We start from the raw sequence: 18,184 nt of genomic DNA, 5'->3' as shown, positions 1-18,184 counted from the left end.
GAGATGAACGATCGCACCTGCATCGTCACCCGCAGGCAAGCCGAACCGGATGAGCTGATCCGTTTCGTCGTCGGCCCGGATTCGGCCGTCGTTCCGGACATCAAGAGAAACCTGCCCGGCCGCGGTTGCTGGGTGACGGCCGACCGCCTACATATAGAAAAGGCAGCGGCCAAAAACCTGTTTGCCCGTGCCTTTAAGGCGCAGGTGACCGTGCCGGCCGATCTTGGTGGTATGGTCGACGCGCTGCTTTCCAGGTCCGCTCTGGGCATGCTTGGCCTGGCCCGCAAGGCGGGCGCCATAGCGCTCGGAGCGACCAAGGTCGAGAGCGCCGTGCGCGGCGGACTTGCACTTTTCGTGCTCCACGCGACCGAGGCTTCCGACGATGGCGTCCGCAAGATAAGCCAGGCGCGACGGGCAACCGTCCACCTCGGCGGGCCTGCGATCCGCGCTTACAAACTTTTTTCCGAGGCCGAGTTGAGCTTGGCATTGGGGGGTACAAATGTGATACATGCTGCCGTTCTCGCGGGAGACGCGGGCAGGGCGGTCCAGAAGCGCATGGTTGCGCTCGACCGATATCGGGGCGGTTCCCCGGACGATCTGGCAATGCTTGCGGCCGTTGCTGACGAAGATGATGCCGCAGAGGATATGGAATGAGCGATACGAAATCGGGCGACGACAAGACGCTGAGTGTTACGCCGAAGAAGACCTTGACGCTGAAGCGCCCCGGCATGGAGCAGGGCACGGTGCGCCAGAACTTCTCGCACGGCCGCACCAAGTCGGTGGTCGTCGAGACCAAGAAGCGCAAGTTCTCGCTGCCCGGCGACAAGCCGGAGCCGGCGGCAGCGCCTGTGTCCGTCTTCACGCCGAAGCCGGTCGCGGCAGCGCCTGCCGTGCAGGAAGCTCCCAAGGCGCCGCCGCCTCCGCCGCCGGTCGAACGCGGCGGCATGGTGCTGAACGAGTTGTCGCGCCAGGAAATGGAAGCACGCCGCCGGGCTCTCGAGGGCTCGAAGGTCCGCGACGTCGAGGATCGCCAGCGCGCCATCGAGGAAGCCAAGCGCCGCAGCGAGGACGAAGAGCGCCGCCGCCGCGAGCGCGAGGAATCGGCTCGCCGTCAGGCCGAGGAAGAGGCACGGCTGCAAGCCGAGGCCGAATCCCGCCGCCGTGCCGAGGAAGAGGCACGCCGCCGTGCGCCGCTGGCCGCCGAACTGGCGACAGTGGATGACGAGGAAGAGGTCAAGCCGAAGCGGACCGGTGCCGGTGCACCAGTGCGCCGTCTGGTCACGCCCGAAGTGGCGCGTCCTGCCAAGCCGACCAAGGGCGAGGAAGACCGCCGCCGCGGCAAGCTGACGCTGAATTCGGCTCTTTCCGACGAGGATGCGCGTGCCCGCTCGCTCTCGTCGATGCGCCGCCGTCAGGAGAAATTCAAGCGCGCGTTGCATAACGAGCCACGCGAGAAAGTCATGCGTGAAGTGATCCTGCCCGAAACCATCACCATCCAGGAGCTGGCGCAGCGCATGTCCGAGCGCGCTGTCGACGTGGTCAAGTTCTTCATGAAGCAGGGCCAGATCCTGAAGCCTGGCGACGTGATCGACGCCGACACGGCCGAACTCGTCGCCACCGAATTTGGCCACACGGTCCGCCGCGTCGCAGAGTCCGACATTGAAGAGGGCTTGTTCAACATCGCCGATCGTCCCGAGGACCTGCAGCCGCGTCCGCCGGTGGTAACGATCATGGGCCATGTCGATCACGGCAAGACCTCGTTGCTCGATGCCATCCGCAATGCCAACGTCGTGTCCGGCGAAGCCGGCGGCATTACCCAGCATATCGGCGCTTATCAGGTCGAGAAGAACGGTCACAAGATCACCTTCATCGACACGCCCGGCCACGCCGCCTTCACGGCGATGCGTGCCCGCGGTGCCCAGGCGACCGATATCGCCATCCTCGTGGTGGCAGCCGACGACAGCGTCATGCCGCAGACGATCGAATCGATCAATCACGCCAAGGCGGCCGGCGTTCCGATCATCGTGGCGATCAACAAGATCGACAAGCATGACGCCGACCCGCAGAAGGTGCGCTCGGAGCTGCTGCGCCACGAAGTGTTCGTCGAATCCATGGGCGGTGAGGTGCTGGACGTCGAGGTGTCGGCGACCAAGGGCATCAATCTTGACAAGTTGCTCGAGGCGATCCTGCTGCAGGCCGAAATCCTCGACCTGAAGGCCAATCCGGACCGCACCGCCGAAGGCGTGGTCATCGAAGCCCAGCTCGACAAGGGCCGCGGCCCAGTCGCTACCGTGCTGGTGCAGACTGGCACGTTGATGCCGGGCGACATTCTCGTCGCCGGCAACGAATGGGGCCGGGTACGCGCGCTCGTCAACGATCGCGGCGAGCAGGTCAAGGAAGCGCCGCCGGCAATGCCGGTGGAAGTCCTCGGTCTGCAAGGTACGCCGCTGGCCGGCGACCGCTTCGCCGTTGTCAACAACGAAGCCCGCGCCCGCGAGATCACCGAATATCGCCAGCGTCTGGCGCGTGAGAAGGCGGTGGCCAGGCATGCCGGCCAGCGCGGCTCGCTTGAACAGATGATGTCGCAGTTGCAGACCAGCGGATTGAAGGAATTCCCGCTGGTCATCAAGGGCGACGTGCAGGGCTCGATCGAGGCGATCAACGCGGCGCTCGACAATCTCGGCACCGACGAGGTGCGCGCCCGCATCGTCCATGCCGGGGCTGGCGGCATCACCGAAAGCGACGTGTCGCTGGCGGAAACCTCCGGGGCTGCGATCATCGGCTTCAATGTTCGCGCCAATGCGCAGGCCCGCGCGGCCGCGGCTGCGGCAGGCATCGAGATCCGCTACTATTCGATCATCTACAATCTGGTCGATGATGTGAAAGCGGCTCTTTCCGGCCTGCTCTCGCCGGAGCGTCGCGAGACCTTTATCGGCAATGCCGAGATCCTCGAGATCTTCGACATCACCAAGGTCGGCAAGATCGCCGGCTGCCGTGTCACCGAAGGCAAGGTCGAACGTGGTGCGGGCGTGCGCCTGATCCGCGACAATGTCGTCATCCACGAAGGCACGCTGAAGACCCTGAAGCGCTTCAAGGACGAGGTTTCGGAAGTTCCGGGCGGCCAGGAATGCGGCATGGCCTTCCAGAACTACGAGGACATGCGCGTCGGCGACGTCATCGAGTGCTTCCGCGTCGAGATGGTGACCAGGACGCTCTGAGCTCGAACGTTCGAGTTCGGGCATCCATCGAGACCGGGCGGTGGTCGAAAGACCGCCGCCCAAACCATATGAGACATGTGGTGCGGTCCTATCCCGCGCCCCACGATTTCAGGATAGAGAAAAATGCCCCGTTCAACCACATCAGGCCCATCCCAGCGCATGCTGCGCGTCGGCGAGCAGGTACGCCATGCGCTGTCCCAGACCTTGCAGCGCGGCGAGATCCTCGATCCGCTGATCGAGAATGCCGTGGTCTCGGTCTCCGAAGTGCGCATGTCGCCCGATCTGAAGATCGCCACCGCCTTCGTCTCGCCGCTCGGCGCCAAGGATGCCGGTGCGGTGGTCGAAGCGCTCAACAAGCATGCGAAGTTTGTTCGCGGCCGCGTCTCCGGCGCGCTGCGGCAGATGAAGTACATGCCGGAATTCCGCTTCCGGCTCGACACCAGCTACGACAATTTCCAGAAGATCAACGAATTGCTGCACTCGCCCGAAGTGGCGCGCGATCTCAGCGCCGACGACAAAGACAAAGATGACCGGAAGGACAGCGAATAGTGGCGCGTCGCGGCAAGAAGAAGGGCCGGCCGATCTCGGGCTGGTTGGTACTGGACAAGCCGGTCGGCATGGGCTCGACTGAAGCCGTCTCCAAGATCAAATGGCTGTTCGAGGCGGAAAAGGCCGGGCATGCCGGCACGCTCGACCCGCTGGCGTCCGGCATGCTGCCGATAGCACTGGGTGAAGCGACCAAGACCGTGCCTTACGTCCAGGACGGTGCCAAGGTCTACCGCTTCACGGTTGCCTGGGGCGAGGAGCGTTCGACCGACGACCTCGAAGGACCGGCGACCAAAAGCTCGGATCGTCGTCCGGCTGAAGCCGACGTACGGGCGCTGCTTTCGAAATATACCGGCGTCATCATGCAGACGCCGCCGCAATTTTCGGCGATCAAGATCGCCGGCGAGCGCGCCTATGATCTTGCCCGCGATGGCGAGACGGTCGACATTCCGGCACGCGAGGTCGAGATCGGCCGGCTCGACCTGGTCGAGCACATGGCCGATCGCACCATCTTCGAGGTCGAATGCGGCAAGGGCACCTATGTCCGCTCGCTGGCGCGCGACATGGGCCGCGACCTCGGCTGTTTTGGTCACATCGCCGAACTGCGGCGGGTCGAGGTCGAGCCGTTCACGCAGGAAGATTTCGTTACCCTGGCCGAGCTGGAGGCCGCCCGCTTCGGCGAGCAGGGCGAGCCGCAAGCAGCAGACGCCCCGATCGACTTCGGTGCCATCGATGCACTTCTGGTCGACACCGCCGCGGCGCTCGAATGCCTGCCGCAGGTCGCGATCAGCGATGATGCGGCAACCAAAATTCGCCTCGGTAATCCGGTCATCATTCGCGGCCGTGACGCGCCGGTAGAAGCTGAAGAGGCCTGCGCCACCGCGCGCGGCAAGCTGATCGCCATCGGCGCCATCGAGCAAGGCATGTTCAAGCCAAAGCGGGTCTTTATCGGGTAACAGCTGTCTCTCGGCGCATGTCTCCAAACCGGATTCTATTTTGGGAAAGGATCATGCGCTAAGTCAACAGGGCTACGGCGTCGTTTGCCGTCCGAAGGGATGCGCGGTGCTGTAGTGCCATCCGACGCTGCACTCGAGGGGGCACATGGCAAAGGCTGAGACGATCAAGAAGCGGGCGGTGCTCAACACGCGGCGGCCGCCGGTCGGGGCTTCGCCCGGCACGCTGATCGCCGACCCGGCGGCGCGCCGCTCCGAGCTCAGGCTGACGTTGATCTCGCCCGAGAAGTTCAAGACGATCGACAATGCCAGCATCGACGACGTCGACACCCATTGCCACAATTGGCCGGTCATCTGGCTCGACTGCACAGGCCTCGCCAACATCCAGCTGATCGAGGAGATCGGCCGGATCTTCAACCTGCATCCGCTGGCGCTGGAAGATGTCGTCAACACGGGCCAGCGGCCGAAGGTGGATTTCTTCGAGGACCATGCCTTTGTCGTCGTCAGGATGATCGACGATGTCACCGCGCATCGTTACGAACAGATCACCGTCTTCTTCGGCAAGAACTTCGTCGTCACCTTCCAGGAGCGCGAAGGCGACCCGTTCGATCCCGTGCGCAAGCGGATCGCAAGCTCGGTGCCCAACCGCTTGCGCTCGCGCGGCGCCGACTATCTCGCCTATGCTTTGATCGACGCCATTGTCGACAGCTATTTCCCGCCGATTGAGGCTGCCGGCGAATTGGTCGACAGCATTGAGGACCAGATGCTGAACCAGGCGCACAAGCACCAGATGCGGCAGCTTCACGAATTGCGGCGCGATGCCAATGTGCTGAAGGGCGTGCTTTGGCCGATGCGCGATGCGCTGGCGACCATGATCCGCAACGACGTGCCCTATGTGAAGGCCGAAACCAAGATATTCCTGAACGACACGCTCGATCATTCGCTGCGATTGATCGAACTGGTCGAAACCCAGCGCGACATGCTGACCGGCCTGATCGAGATGCACTTGTCGCTCAGCCAGGCGCGCACCAACGACGTCATCAGCTATCTGACGATCGTCTCGGTGATCTTCATGCCGCTCACCTTTCTCGTCGGCGTATGGGGCATGAATTTCGACCCCGACACCTCGCCCTGGAACATGCCGGAGCTGAAGGCCTATTACGGCTATCCCCTGTCGCTCGCCTTCATGGCGCTTGTTGCGGTCGGGCTCTTTGCGTACTTCAAATGGAAGAAATGGCTGTGACTAGGCGGAAGTGCCCGTTTATGCAGCAAAAAGCCGGCTTGTGAATTAGGCTGGCCTTTTTGTCGGAATTGCACTATATGCGCCGCAGCTTCGTGCTTTGACGCGTTGCTTGCACCGGCCCCTGCTGGACGACATCCCGGCTGAGGGCGTCCCGTTTCCTCAAACAGACAAGGAAAAACACGATGTCGATTACTGCCGAACGCAAGAAGGAATTGATGGGCGAATTCGCAACCGCCAAAGGCGACACCGGGTCTCCGGAAGTCCAGGTGGCCATCCTTTCCGAGCGCATCAAGAACCTGACCGACCATTTCAAGGACCACAAGAAGGATAACCATTCCCGCCGTGGTCTGCTCGCTCTCGTTTCCCAGCGCCGCAGCCTGCTTGATTATCTCAAGCGCAAGGACGACGCGCGCTATCAGACGCTGATCGAGAAGCTCGGTCTGCGCCGTTGACGAATTGACCGGCGGGTTCTTTCGAGAGCCCGCCGGTCGCGCATTGGAGCATAGGATCATCCAAGGCTCCAATGAAGGAAGTAGAGCGCCGCGCATCGGTTGGATGCGCAAAGGACGCTCGGAAGTTTAGATTTGCGCAGGATATATTCCGAAAACCTGGTTTTCGGGTTCACGCGCAAGGCCAGTCGGATCGATTGGCCAACCCGGTTTCGAAACAGCAGAGGGCCGCTCGAAACCGCCCATGGACGGTCATGGGGCAGGATTGCAGGACGCTCGTGCGGCACCGCGCCGAATAAGCCGAGCCTCCCGTTGTCTTGCCCGTGGCTGCCCGAGAAAGGAAGCCAAGGGAAAGGGGCATCCGCGCACGCTGAAACGGCGCGGCCCTTTCCGCATACGAAGGACAAGACATGTTCAATTACCACAAAGTGGAAATCGAATGGGGCGGCCGCCCGCTCATTCTCGAAACCGGCAAGATCGCACGTCAGGCTGACGGCGCGGTGCTGGCCACCTACGGCGAAACCAAGGTTCTCGCCACCGTCGTCTCGATGAAAGAGCCGAAGCCCGGCCTCGACTTCTTTCCGCTGACGGTCAACTACCAGGAAAAGACTTACGCCGCCGGCAAGATCCCGGGTGGCTATTTCAAGCGTGAAGGCCGTCCGAGCGAGAAGGAAACGCTGGTTTCCCGCCTGATCGACCGTCCGATCCGCCCGCTCTTCGCCGAGGGCTACAAGAACGACACCCAGATCGTCGTCACCGTCGTCCAGCACGATCTCGAAAATGACCCGGACATTCTGTCGATCGTCGCCACATCCGCCGCCTTGACCTTGTCAGGCGTGCCGTTCATGGGCCCGGTTGGCGGCGCCCGCGTCGGCTACATCAACGGCGAATACGTGCTCAACCCGCATGTCGACGAGATGCAGGAATCGAAGCTCGACCTGGTCGTCGCCGGCACCGCCGACGCCGTGCTGATGGTCGAGTCCGAAGCCAAGGAACTCGGCGAGGACCTTATGCTCGGCGCCGTCATGTTCGGCCACAAGGGCTTCCAGCCGGTGATCGACGCGATCATCAAGCTGGCTGAAGTCGCGGCCAAGGACCCGCGCGACTTCACCGCGCCGGACTATTCCACACTTGAAGCCGAGATGCTCAAGATCGTCGAAGGCGAGCTTCGCGACGCCTACAAGATCACCGACAAGCAGAAGCGCTATGCCGCCGTCGACGCCGTCAAGGCGAAGGTCAAGGCCGCGTTCGCGCCGGCAGAAGGCGAAGAGGCCAAATACACGTCCGAACAGATCGGCACCGTGTTCAAGGAACTCCAGGCCAAGGTCGTGCGCTGGAACATCCTCGACACCGGCTTGCGCATCGACGGCCGCGACCTGAAGACGGTCCGCAAGATCGTCTCGGAAGTCGGCGTCCTGCCGCGCACGCACGGCTCGGCGTTGTTCACCCGCGGCGAGACCCAGGCGCTGGTCGTCGCCACGCTCGGCACCGGCGAGGACGAGCAGTATGTCGATTCGCTGACCGGCATGTACAAGGAGAAGTTCCTCCTGCACTACAACTTCCCTCCCTATTCGGTCGGTGAAACCGGCCGCATGGGTTCGCCGGGCCGCCGCGAAATCGGCCACGGCAAGCTCGCCTGGCGCGCCATCCGGCCGATGCTGCCGACCGCCGACCAGTTCCCCTATACGTTGCGCGTCGTTTCGGAGATCACCGAGTCCAACGGCTCGTCGTCGATGGCTACCGTCTGCGGCACCTCGCTGGCGCTGATGGACGCCGGCGTGCCGCTTGCCAAGCCGGTCGCCGGCATTGCGATGGGCCTGATCAAGGAAGGCGAGCGCTTCGCTGTGCTCTCCGACATCCTTGGCGACGAGGACCACCTCGGCGACATGGACTTCAAGGTTGCCGGCACCGCCTACGGCATCACCTCGCTGCAGATGGACATCAAGATCGAGGGCATCACCGAGGAGATTATGAAGATCGCGCTCGACCAGGCCAAGGATGGCCGTCAGCACATTCTCGGCGAAATGGCCCATGCGCTGTCCGGCGCACGTGCCGAGCTCGGCGAGTTCGCGCCGCGCATTGAGGTCATGCACATCCCGACCGACAAGATCCGCGACGTGATCGGCTCGGGTGGCAAGGTCATCCGCGAGATCGTCGAAAAGACCGGCGCCAAGATCAACATCGAGGACGACGGCACGGTCAAGATCGCTTCGGCCAATGCCAAGGAGATCGAGGCGGCGAAGAAATGGATACACACCATCGTCGCCGAGCCGGAAGTCGGTGAAATCTACGAAGGCACGGTCGTCAAGACCGCCGACTTCGGCGCTTTCGTCAATTTCTTCGGTCCGCGTGACGGCCTCGTCCACATCTCGCAGCTCGCTAATGACCGCGTCGCCAAGACCTCCGATGTGGTCAAGGAAGGCGACAAGGTCTGGGTCAAGCTGATGGGCTTCGACGAGCGCGGCAAGGTTCGCCTGTCGATGAAGGTCGTTGACCAGGCTACCGGCAAGGAAATCGTGCGCGACAAGAAGAGCGAAGGCGAAGAAAACGCCGCCTAAGTTGATCTAACTATGCAATCGAAGCGGGCGCGCCGGAAGGTCGCGCCCGTTTGCATTTCAACAACAGCCTTGCAGAGTAGGTGAATGTCCGCCGAGCCGCTGAAGACGCTTTTCCATCCATTCGAGGCCGGGGCTGTTTCCCTGCCAGGAAAGGATGAACGCATTCTCTTTCTCGGTGCCGAGCCCGGCTTTCGCTTGCCTGAAGGCTTTGATGCCAGGCTTCATCTCGTCCAAGGCTTCCGGCCGCATTTTCGCGCCTTGCAGGCATCCGGCTTCACGGTCACGCCGCAGGTCGAAGGCGAGACTTTCGACGCGGCATTTGTGCTCGCCGGCCGCCATCGCGGCCAAAACGAGTTGCGCGTCGCCGAAGCGGTCGAACGCGTGGCACCAGGCGGGTTGATCGTCGTCGCGGGCGGCAAGGACGATGGCATCGCCAGCCTGCGCAAGCATGTCGGCGCCCTTGTGCCGCTCGAAGGCCACCTGCCGAAGCATCACGGCATTGCTTTCTGGTTTCGCAGGCCGGCCGATACCATTGCCGCGGCAACGCTTCGCGCCGGCAATCCGGACTTGGTGGTCGAGGACCGCTTCCGCACGGCCCCAGGCATGTTTTCGTTCGACAAGATCGATGCGGGATCGACGCTGCTGGTCGAAAATCTGCCCAACGATCTGCGTGGCGGCGTTGCGGATTTCTGTGCCGGTTGGGGCTATGTCGCCGCCGAAGTCGCCGCCCGTTCACCCGGCATATCGGCGCTTGACCTTTACGAAGCGGATTTCGAAGCGCTGGAGGCGGCGAAGGCCAATGTCGGCAACACAGGCGTGGAGCCACGTTTCTTCTGGATAGATCTTTTGAGCGAACCGGTCGAGCGCCGCTACGATGTGGTCGTCATGAACCCACCCTTTCACCGCAGCCGGGCGACTGAGCCGGAAATCGGTGCCGGCATGATCCGCGCGGCAGGCAAGGCGCTGAAGCCGGGCGGCCGGCTGTTCATGGTGGCAAACCGTCAGCTTCCCTACGAACCGGTGCTGGCGGCTGCCTTCTCCAGCCATGCGCAGCTCGCCCGCGACGGCATGTTCAAGGTCTTCTCGGCGCGACGCTGAAATGCTGCGGGGTCAGCCGGCGATACGTCGCTCGCGCTATTCCCGCCCGCCGTCGGTCCGCTTCAACTCGTCAAGCGTCGGCATGGACACGATGTGATAGCCGGAATCGACATAGTGGATTTCGCCGGTGACGCCGGAGGACAGGTCGGACAGCAAATAAAGCGCGGAGCCGCCGACTTCGTCGATCGTCACTGTACGACGTAGCGGCGAGTTGCGCTGCTGATAGGAAAACATGTGGCGTGCGTCGGAAATCCCGGCGCCCGCAAGCGTCCGTACCGGTCCCGCCGATATGCCGTTCACCCTGATGCCGCGCGGGCCGTAGTCGTTGGCGAGATAGCGGACACTGGCCTCCAGCCCGGCCTTGGCGACGCCCATGACGTTGTAGTTCGGCATGACACGGACCGAACCGGCATAGGTCAGCGTGATCATCGAACCGCTATCCTTCATCAACGTGGCGGCGTGACGGGCGACCTCGGTGAAGGAGTAGCAGGAGATCACCATGGTGCGGATGAAGTTGTCGCGGCTGGTGTCGGCGTAGAGGCCTTTCAGCTCGTTCTTGTCGGAAAAGCCGATGGCATGGACGACGAAGTCCAGCCCGCCCCACGCCTTGCCAAGGGTCTCGAAGGTGGCAGCGACCGATGCGCTGTCCTCTACGTCGCAAGGCACGACCAGCGATGCGCCCAGTCTCTCGGCGAGAGGCTTGACCCGGCGCCCGAAGGCCTCACCCTGATAAGTGAAGGCGAGTTCCGCGCCATGTTCGGACAGTTTGCGGGCGATACCCCAGGCGATCGAATGATCGTTGGCGACACCCATGACAAGCCCGCGCTTGCCCTTCATCAATCCGTCCATGGTAGGCAAATCCTTATGCGGAATAGCGCTGGAAAATCAGCGTAGCGTTGGTGCCACCGAAACCGAACGAATTGGACAAAACGGTGTCGATCCTGGCTTCGTCGATGCGCTTGCGCACGATCGGCATGCCTTCGAATTCCGGATCGAGGTTGTCAATGTGGGCGCTCTCGCCGATGAAGCCGCCTTGCATCATCAGGATCGAGTAGATCGATTCCTGCACGCCGGCCGCACCCAGCGAATGGCCGGTCAGCGATTTGGTCGACGTGATGAAAGGCATCTTCTCGCCGAACACCTCGCGGATGGCGCCCATTTCCTTGGAATCGCCGACCGGCGTCGAAGTGCCGTGCGTATTGATGTAGTCGACCGGCGAGGACACCGTTGCGAGCGCCTGCTTCATGCAGCGCGCCGCGCCTTCGCCCGACGGCGCCACCATGTCGTAGCCGTCCGAGGTCGCGCCATAGCCGACGATCTCGGCATAGATCTTGGCGCCGCGTGCCTTGGCATGCTCGAGTTCTTCAAGAATCAGCACGCCGGCGCCGCCGGCAATGACGAAACCGTCGCGATCGACGTCGTAAGCGCGGGAGGCGACCGATGCCCTGTCGTTGAACTTGGACGACATGGCGCCCATGGCATCGAAGAGATCCGACATCGTCCAGTCGAGATCCTCATGGCCGCCGGCGAAGACGATGTCCTGCTTGCCCCACTGGATCAACTCGTAGCCATTGCCGATGCAATGCGCAGACGTCGAGCAGGCCGATGAGATCGAATAATTGACGCCGTGGATCTTGAACCAGGTGGCAAGCGTCGCCGACGCGGTCGACGACATCGCCTTTGGCACCGCGAAGGGGCCGATCCGCTTGGGACTGCCGTTCTTGATCGTGGTCTCGGCCGCTTCGACGATTGCTCGGGTCGACGGTCCGCCGGAGCCCATCACGATGCCGGTGCGCTCGTTGGTGATGTGGGTCTCGTCGAGGCCGGCGTCTGCGATCGCCTGGTCCATTGCGACGTGGTTCCAGGCAGCACCCTGCGACAGGAAGCGCATGGCGCGACGGTCGATCATGCTCGATGGATCCAGCGTCGGCGCACCCCACACCCGGCAACGGAAGCCATGCTCGGCGAAAGAGTCGGAGAAGCTGATGCCGGATCTGGCATCGTGAAGCGAGGTCTGCACCTCGTTGGCATTGTTGCCGATCGACGACACGATGCCGAGACCTGTGACTACGACCCGTCTCATTCGCAACTCCTTCCAGCGCGGACCCCGAAACCTGAAATCGATTTCCGGAACGGAACCATGCGCAAAATTAAAGTGCTACAGCGTCCTTTGGACGTCCAAGACGTGGCACTGTAGAATCTTCGTTCAGACGGCGGCCGGTTGCTTGGACAGACCGACCTTCAGATCCGTTGCCGCATATATGGGCTCGCCATCTGCCTTCAGCCAGCCATCGGCGATGCCAAGCACAAGCCGACCGCGCATCACTCGCTTGAAGTCGACGCCATACTCCACCTTCTTGACCGAAGGCGTGACCATGCCCTTGAACCTCACCTCACCGGTCGACAGCGCCATCCCCTTGCCGGGTTCACCGAGCCATCCGAGATAGAATCCCGTCAACTGCCACATGGCGTCCAGGCCCAGGCATCCCGGCATGATCGGATTGCCGATGAAATGGCATGCGAAAAACCACAAATCCGGCTTGATATCGAATTCCGCGCGGATGAAACCCTTGTCGAACGCACCGCCGGTCTCGCTGATCTCGGTGATGCGGTCGAACATCAGCATCGGCGGATAGGGCAGCTGCGCATTTCCCGGTCCGAACAGCTCGCCGCGGGCGCAGGCAAGCAATTCCTCGTAACCGTAGCTGGATTTCGAACCCGCCATCAATCTCGTCCCCGTGATCGTCCCGGGCGACAGGCGCCCTTGTCGGTGGTTTCCTAACACAATCTGTTTCAGGCCGGAAACCGGCGTTTGCGCTTAACCTGCCCGTCTGCCCGGGTCAATGCGCGCTATTGATCGCATTCGGTCGACAGAATATATGTCAGGACGCGTCCAGTTTCGGCAGATGCTCAATTTCTGCCATTTTGGAGGTGTCTGAGGCGGAACTGTGAGCGCGACGGATAGATGGATCTGGGTTGCCGGAAGGATAATGTCGCTGTGGACAAGCGGGTTCGCGAGGCCGGTCTGAGGCCGACACGCCAGCGCATCGCGCTGGCCGATCTGCTTTTCGCCAAGGGCGACCGCCATCTTTCGGCCGAAGAACTGCACGAGGAGGCGCTTGCCGCCGGCGTGCCGGTGTCTCTGGCCACCGTCTACAATGCTCTGCACCAATTTACCCAGGCCGGTCTTCTGCGCATCCTTGCCGTCGAGGGATCGAAGACTTATTTCGACACCAACACCTCCGATCACCATCATTTCTATATCGAGGGCGAAAACAGGATCTTCGATATCGACAGCGGCCCGGTGACGGTTTCCAACCTGCCGGAACCGCCGGAGGGCATGGAGATCGCCAATGTCGATATCGTGGTGAGACTGCGTCCGAAACGCTGCGACTGACCGGCGCCTTATGAAATTCCTGGATTTGACGCTCCGGCTCGAATGGGTCGCGGTCGCGGTGGCGGCTCTTGCCTTCTATGCAATAGCCGGTGTTTCCTGGTGGCTATTTGCCGTGCTCATTTTGGCGCCCGACCTGTCGATGCTGGGTTACATGGCAGGGCCGCGCGTCGGGGCCGTCGCCTACAACGCCTTGCACATACTGATCTTGCCCGTTCTGCTGGCGCTTGTCGGCAGCGTCTTTGACAATGCAATGGCGATAGCTGTTGCGCTGATCTGGATCGCCCACATCGCCATCGACCGCGCTCTGGGCTATGGCTTGAAGCTGTCGAGCAGTTTCCAGGATACCCATCTCGGCCGCATCGGCCGCTAAACCATCCCCGAACCGAAGATCAGCGAAACAAAATGCCGGATCGGTGCTTGCAGCGCTGGCCCGACCTCCAGTTCGGAAACATCAGTTCTTGACCTTTTCGCCGGGATAGGCACCCCAGACGAGCGACTGCGCGAGCCAGCCGGTATGGCCGTCGAAGGTCATTTCGCACCACTGGCCATCGCAGGACTTGATCGTGCCCATCACCCCCGGTTCGAGGATCGCGATGACGCCTGCATCTTTTGCCGGGTCGTCGAGGAGGTTGACGCGAGCGTCCTTGCCACGCTGCCAGGGGGCGACGATCGCCGTCCGGCGGCCCGAAAGCAGCGACTGGTTGATCCAGCCTTCCGAGCCGTCGGCATCGCGCACCCGGCGCCACGTATCGAACTCCTGGATGATCTCCATCGGCAGGCCTGGTTTCATATACATCCAGTCGACGGAATAGTTGACGCCCGGCCCAACGCGCGAGTTGACGCGGCCGGATTTCAGGCTGACGAAGCGCGGCAGCGGCAAGCCGCTTGGTCCGAGCGTGACGCTCTGGGCGGGTGCGGCGGCACTTTGTGCCATCACCAGTGGGCTATGGATGATAGCGCCGAGGAATGCTGCACTGAGGGTCAGGCGGAGCGACGCGAAACCAGACACTTTCGTTCCTTTCGGCGCCGGCTCATCGGCCTTCGCCCCTTTTTCTTTGTCTTCGGCGGAACCGCTTGTTACATGGATGACCGGTACCGCGATCGGCTCTCAATTTCGCCGTTCTTGGTTAAAGAGGTCTCAACGAGATCGGGTTCGAGGAAACAATGGCAGGCAAAAAGAAGCCCCTCGTCATCATCACGCGCAAATTGCCCGACCCGGTCGAGACCCGCATGCGCGAATTGTTCGACGCCCGCTTGAATGTCGAGGACAGGCCGATGACGCAGCCGGAATTAGTGGCGGCGGTCAAGGAGGCCGACGTGCTGGTGCCGACCGTGACCGACAATATCGATGCGGCGCTGATTGCCCAGGCTGGCGACAACCTCAAGCTGATCGCCAATTTCGGCAATGGCGTCGACAAGATCGATGTTGCGGCAGCGGCCAAGAAAGGCATCACCGTCACTAACACGCCGAACGTGTTGACCGAAGATACGGCCGACATGACCATGGCGCTGATGCTGGCCGTGCCGCGGCGGCTGGCCGAAGGCGCCAACGTGCTGACCGGCGACAAGAAATGGGCGGGCTGGTCGCCGACCTGGATGCTCGGCCGGCGCATCTGGGGCAAACGGCTCGGCATTGTCGGCATGGGTCGCATCGGCACCGCCGTCGCCAGGCGCGCCAAGGCCTTTGGCCTCTCGATCCACTACCACAACCGCCACCGCGTGCTGCCAGCAATCGAGGACGAGTTGGAGGCGACGTATTGGGAAAGCCTCGACCAGATGCTCGCCCGCATGGACATTATCTCGGTCAATTGCCCATCGACACCGGCAACCTTCCACCTGCTTTCGGCGCGGCGGCTGGCGCTTCTGCAACCGTCAGCTTACATAGTCAACACCGCGCGCGGCGATATCATCGATGAGGAATCGCTGGTCAAGCTCATCCATGACGGCAAGATCGCTGGCGCCGGCCTCGACGTGTACGAGCACGAGCCGGCGCTGAACAGCAAGCTGCTGAAGCTCGCCCACAAAGGCAAGGTCGTGCTGTTGCCGCATATGGGTTCGGCGACGCTCGAAGGCCGTATCGACATGGGCGAGAAGGTGATCATCAACATCCGCGCCTTCTTCGACGGTCATCGCCCGCCCGACCGCGTGCTGCCGCTGCGGGCGTGACCTGCCGTCATGCCGTCATGGTCTTGCCGCGGCAACCACACGTTCGTCTTTGCACAATGTTGGCTTACGAAAGCGCCTTGCGCATGGTGATTGAGGTCGGCCGGTCGTAGCCCTTGTGCGCTGTCCGTTCGGTTTCACGAAAACCGAGGCGGGCAAAGGCTGCGTGATTTCCGGTCAGCTCGATCCGGGTCTGGAGCTCGATGGCGTCCTGTTGTGGCTGCGGGCAAGATCTTCGACGGCCTGCATCAGTCGTTTTCCAATGCCTTGTCCCTGAAGAGCCGGCTCGACCGCGAGCTTTCCAATATAGAGGTCGCCTGCGCGCTTCAGGACGAAGACGCAACCGACGATCTCGCTCTGCTTCAGCGCCAGGAATGTTGTCTCCTCCGTCGCTCTAGCCCTGAGATTTTCGACGGTGAGCCGATGCGCCGAGGATGGCGGGTCAATAACCCCGTCCATGAAGGCGAAGGCGCGCAGGACAAGTGCCAAGATCTCGTCCCAACGGTCGAAATCGGCCGCAAGCTGCACGATGGAAACGTCGGCAGGCAGGCTCACGGGCTGGTTCGCTTGTAGCGGATCGTGTCGAAGCGTGCCGCAAGCGCATCGTAGAGCAGCAGTCGTCCGACCAGCGGCTCGCCAATCCCGGTGATCAGCTTGATCGCTTCCATGGCCTGCAGCGTGCCGATGACCCCGGTCAGCGCGCCGACAATGCCGGCCACCGCGCAGGACGGCACCAGTCCCGGCGGCGGCGCCTCGGGAAAGAGATCGCGGTAGCTTGGGTTCAACGTGCCGTCCGGACCGGTTTCGAACGGTTTCAGCACGGTGACCGAGCCGTCGAAGCGGCCAACGGCGGCATGCACGAGCGGCCGGCTCTCGGCGGCGCAGGCGTCGGCCACCGCATAGCGTGTCTCGAAATTGTCGGAGCCGTCAACGACGATGTCATAACGGGCGATGAGAGCAGGGGCGTTGTCCACGGTCAGCCTGAAATTGTGCTCTTCCACGACGACGTTTGGATTGATGCGGATGATCGCCGCCCTGGCGCTGTCGGTTTTCGCCACCCCGACATCGCCCGTGGCGTGGATCACTTGTCGTTGCAGGTTGGAAAGCGAAACGATGTCGTCGTCGACGATACCGAGAGTGCCAATCCCTGCGGCGGCGAGGTATTCGAGCACCGGCGCTCCCAATCCGCCGGCGCCGATGACCAGCACCCGCGCCCGCTTCAGCCGCTGCTGGCCGGCGCCGCCGATCTCGGGCAGCACGATGTGGCGGGCGTAGCGTTCGAGCTCTTCATCGGTGAGGGCGGCTGTGATCATCGCCGGACCATATAGCGGAGGAAAAAGCTTGTCAGGTATCAATGCATGCCGCTCAGAAGTGCGCCATGAACCAAGTTCAAATGGTCGGCCTGACCGTACCGTGATCGACGGTCAGGAACTGCGCGCGTCCCTTGAGGCTGTCAAACAATGCGGCATCGGTCCCGGTCATGAAAGCCTGGCAGTTCAGCTCCTCCAGGATCGAGAACAAGGCCGCCCGTCGACCGCCGTCGAGATGGGCAGCAATCTCGTCGAGCAGCAGGATCGGCGTCATGCCCGACATCTCGCCGGTTAGCCGCGCATGCGACAAGACAATGCCGACCAGCAGCGCCTTCTGCTCACCGGTCGAACAGAGCTCGGCCGGCATCGCCTTGGGCCGGTGGCGCACCACAAGGTCGGAACGGTGCGGGCCGTCGAGCGTGCGTCCCGCAGTGCGGTCGCGGTCGCGCCCTTGGGCAAGCGCACGACGGAACCGTTCCTCGACGTCGACGGCTGGCAACATACCGATTTCGCCTTCCAGTTCGCCCGAGATGCCGATGTCGGCTTGCGGAAACGGTCCGTCGCCGGGCAGACGGTCGATCATGGCGGCGAGCAGGCGCACCAGTTCGGCACGCGCCGCGGCAATTGCCACGCCGGTCTCGGCCATTTGTATCTCGATTGCGTCGAACCAGGCACCGTCGCGCGAACCGTCGGCGAGCAGTCTGTTGCGGCCGCGCATTGCCTTTTCGTAGTCAAGCGCGCGCTGGCCGTGGCCGGGATCGATCGCCAGCACCAGCCGGTCGAGGAAGCGCCGGCGGTCGGCGGCCGGCCCGGGGAACAGGCCGTCCATGGCCGGTGTCAGCCAGACCACGCGCAGCCATTCCAGCATGTCTTCCGCTGAGCGTGCCGCCGCGCCGTTGATCCGCACCCGCCGGCCGCCTTCGCCGTCGCTGCCCGCTATCCCCGTACCAATCTCGACCTGGCCTTCCGGTCCGTCAAGCCGGGCATGCAGCGCAAAGCCACCATCGCCGCCTTCGCGCGCCACCTCGGCATAGGGTGCGCGGCGCAGGCCCCGACCTGGCGTGAGCAGCGAGATCGCTTCAAGCAGATTGGTCTTGCCGGCGCCATTGTCGCCGGAGAAAACCACAGCGCCGGGATCAAGGTCGATTGCCAACGCCGCATAGTTGCGAAAATTCGTAAGTGTGAGCTTACTTATGTAGGTCTGCTGCGGTTTTGCAGATCTGGTCACGACAGCAAGATGGCCCCGTTC

17 protein-coding genes and 1 pseudogene are annotated in these 18,184 nt (G+C 62.6%); 11 read left to right on the top strand and 7 right to left on the bottom strand.

The annotated features are described in order from the left end of the window. Nucleotides 1-3: 3 nt before the first annotated feature. The 8 genes from NKJ46_RS09360 (at nt 4) to NKJ46_RS09325 (ending at nt 10,065) form a co-directional block, all read left to right on the top strand. Entirely contained in the window at nt 4-654 is a 651-nt protein-coding gene (locus NKJ46_RS09360; protein ID WP_352488163.1) for an RNA-binding protein, read from the top strand. Further along, a complete protein-coding gene (gene infB, locus NKJ46_RS09355; RefSeq protein ID WP_352664270.1) occupies nt 651-3,218 on the top strand; it encodes a translation initiation factor IF-2 in 2,568 nt (855 codons plus the stop codon). The genes NKJ46_RS09360 and infB overlap by 4 nt, the downstream gene beginning before the upstream one ends. A gap of 123 nt (nt 3,219-3,341) precedes the next feature. Further along, nucleotides 3,342-3,767, top strand: a complete 426-nt coding sequence (gene rbfA, locus NKJ46_RS09350; protein WP_352664268.1) for a 30S ribosome-binding factor RbfA — start codon at nt 3,342-3,344, stop codon at nt 3,765-3,767. Then, a complete protein-coding gene (truB, locus tag NKJ46_RS09345) occupies nt 3,767-4,720 on the top strand; it encodes a tRNA pseudouridine(55) synthase TruB (RefSeq protein WP_352664266.1) in 954 nt (317 codons plus the stop codon). The genes rbfA and truB overlap by 1 nt, the downstream gene beginning before the upstream one ends. Nucleotides 4,721-4,865: 145 nt before the next feature. Further along, the gene (gene corA / locus NKJ46_RS09340) at nt 4,866-5,960 is read left to right on the top strand and encodes a magnesium/cobalt transporter CorA (RefSeq protein WP_352664264.1); all 1,095 of its coding nucleotides are present in this window, start codon (nt 4,866-4,868) and stop codon (nt 5,958-5,960) included. A gap of 140 nt (nt 5,961-6,100) precedes the next feature. Next, nucleotides 6,101-6,412 (top strand): 30S ribosomal protein S15, encoded by a 312-nt coding sequence (gene rpsO / locus NKJ46_RS09335; protein ID WP_280940423.1) that lies wholly within the window; start codon nt 6,101-6,103, stop codon nt 6,410-6,412. A gap of 407 nt (nt 6,413-6,819) precedes the next feature. Continuing rightward, entirely contained in the window at nt 6,820-8,967 is a 2,148-nt protein-coding gene (gene pnp / locus NKJ46_RS09330; RefSeq protein ID WP_352664262.1) for a polyribonucleotide nucleotidyltransferase, read from the top strand. Nucleotides 8,968-9,051: 84 nt separating this feature from the next. Then, entirely contained in the window at nt 9,052-10,065 is a 1,014-nt protein-coding gene (locus NKJ46_RS09325; protein ID WP_352664260.1) for a class I SAM-dependent methyltransferase, read from the top strand. A 36-nt stretch (nt 10,066-10,101) separates the two neighbouring features. On the opposite strand, the gene fabI is transcribed toward NKJ46_RS09325, so the two are convergent. The 3 genes from fabI to fabA form a co-directional block, all read right to left on the bottom strand. Then, nucleotides 10,102-10,914 (bottom strand): enoyl-ACP reductase FabI, encoded by an 813-nt coding sequence (gene fabI, locus NKJ46_RS09320; RefSeq protein WP_352664258.1) that lies wholly within the window; start codon nt 10,912-10,914, stop codon nt 10,102-10,104. Nucleotides 10,915-10,927: 13 nt separating this feature from the next. After that, a complete protein-coding gene (gene fabB / locus NKJ46_RS09315; protein ID WP_352664256.1) occupies nt 10,928-12,148 on the bottom strand; it encodes a beta-ketoacyl-ACP synthase I in 1,221 nt (406 codons plus the stop codon). 123 nt (nt 12,149-12,271) lie between these two features. Then, the gene (gene fabA / locus NKJ46_RS09310) at nt 12,272-12,790 is read right to left on the bottom strand and encodes a 3-hydroxyacyl-[acyl-carrier-protein] dehydratase FabA (RefSeq protein WP_254816277.1); all 519 of its coding nucleotides are present in this window, start codon (nt 12,788-12,790) and stop codon (nt 12,272-12,274) included. A 240-nt stretch (nt 12,791-13,030) separates the two neighbouring features. Between fabA and irrA the strand changes: the two genes are divergently transcribed. Next, entirely contained in the window at nt 13,031-13,462 is a 432-nt protein-coding gene (gene irrA / locus NKJ46_RS09305) for an iron response transcriptional regulator IrrA (RefSeq protein WP_023676913.1), read from the top strand. 10 nt (nt 13,463-13,472) lie between these two features. After that, nucleotides 13,473-13,832, top strand: coding sequence for a DUF4260 domain-containing protein (locus tag NKJ46_RS09300; RefSeq protein WP_352664254.1), 360 nt, complete (start codon nt 13,473-13,475; stop codon nt 13,830-13,832). 81 nt (nt 13,833-13,913) lie between these two features. Here the strand turns inward: NKJ46_RS09300 and NKJ46_RS09295 are convergent, their stop codons facing one another. Then, a complete protein-coding gene (locus NKJ46_RS09295; protein WP_352664252.1) occupies nt 13,914-14,471 on the bottom strand; it encodes an SH3 domain-containing protein in 558 nt (185 codons plus the stop codon). Between the two features lie 155 nt (nt 14,472-14,626). On the opposite strand from NKJ46_RS09295, the gene NKJ46_RS09290 reads away from it, so the two are divergent. Further along, nucleotides 14,627-15,628 (top strand): 2-hydroxyacid dehydrogenase, encoded by a 1,002-nt coding sequence (locus NKJ46_RS09290; protein WP_254816279.1) that lies wholly within the window; start codon nt 14,627-14,629, stop codon nt 15,626-15,628. A gap of 64 nt (nt 15,629-15,692) precedes the next feature. Here the strand turns inward: NKJ46_RS09290 and NKJ46_RS09285 are convergent. From NKJ46_RS09285 to recF, 3 genes and pseudogenes are all read right to left on the bottom strand, one after another. Then, a pseudogene (locus tag NKJ46_RS09285) lies at nt 15,693-16,180 on the bottom strand (GNAT family N-acetyltransferase). Then, the gene (locus tag NKJ46_RS09280) at nt 16,177-16,938 is read right to left on the bottom strand and encodes a molybdopterin-synthase adenylyltransferase MoeB (RefSeq protein ID WP_352664250.1); all 762 of its coding nucleotides are present in this window, start codon (nt 16,936-16,938) and stop codon (nt 16,177-16,179) included. Before NKJ46_RS09280 ends, NKJ46_RS09285 begins: the two are co-directional and overlap by 4 nt. Before the next feature lie 76 nt (nt 16,939-17,014). Further along, on the bottom strand, nt 17,015-18,163 hold the full coding sequence (gene recF / locus NKJ46_RS09275) for a DNA replication/repair protein RecF (RefSeq protein WP_352664248.1): 1,149 nt from the start codon (nt 18,161-18,163) through the stop codon (nt 17,015-17,017). Nucleotides 18,164-18,184 lie beyond the last annotated feature (21 nt).

This window comes from Mesorhizobium sp. M0166 (genome assembly GCF_040322255.1).
Taxonomy (GTDB): domain Bacteria; phylum Pseudomonadota; class Alphaproteobacteria; order Rhizobiales; family Rhizobiaceae; genus Mesorhizobium.
Note: the sequence above shows the minus strand (reverse complement) of the source record. Positions and strands in the feature narration are given on the sequence as shown.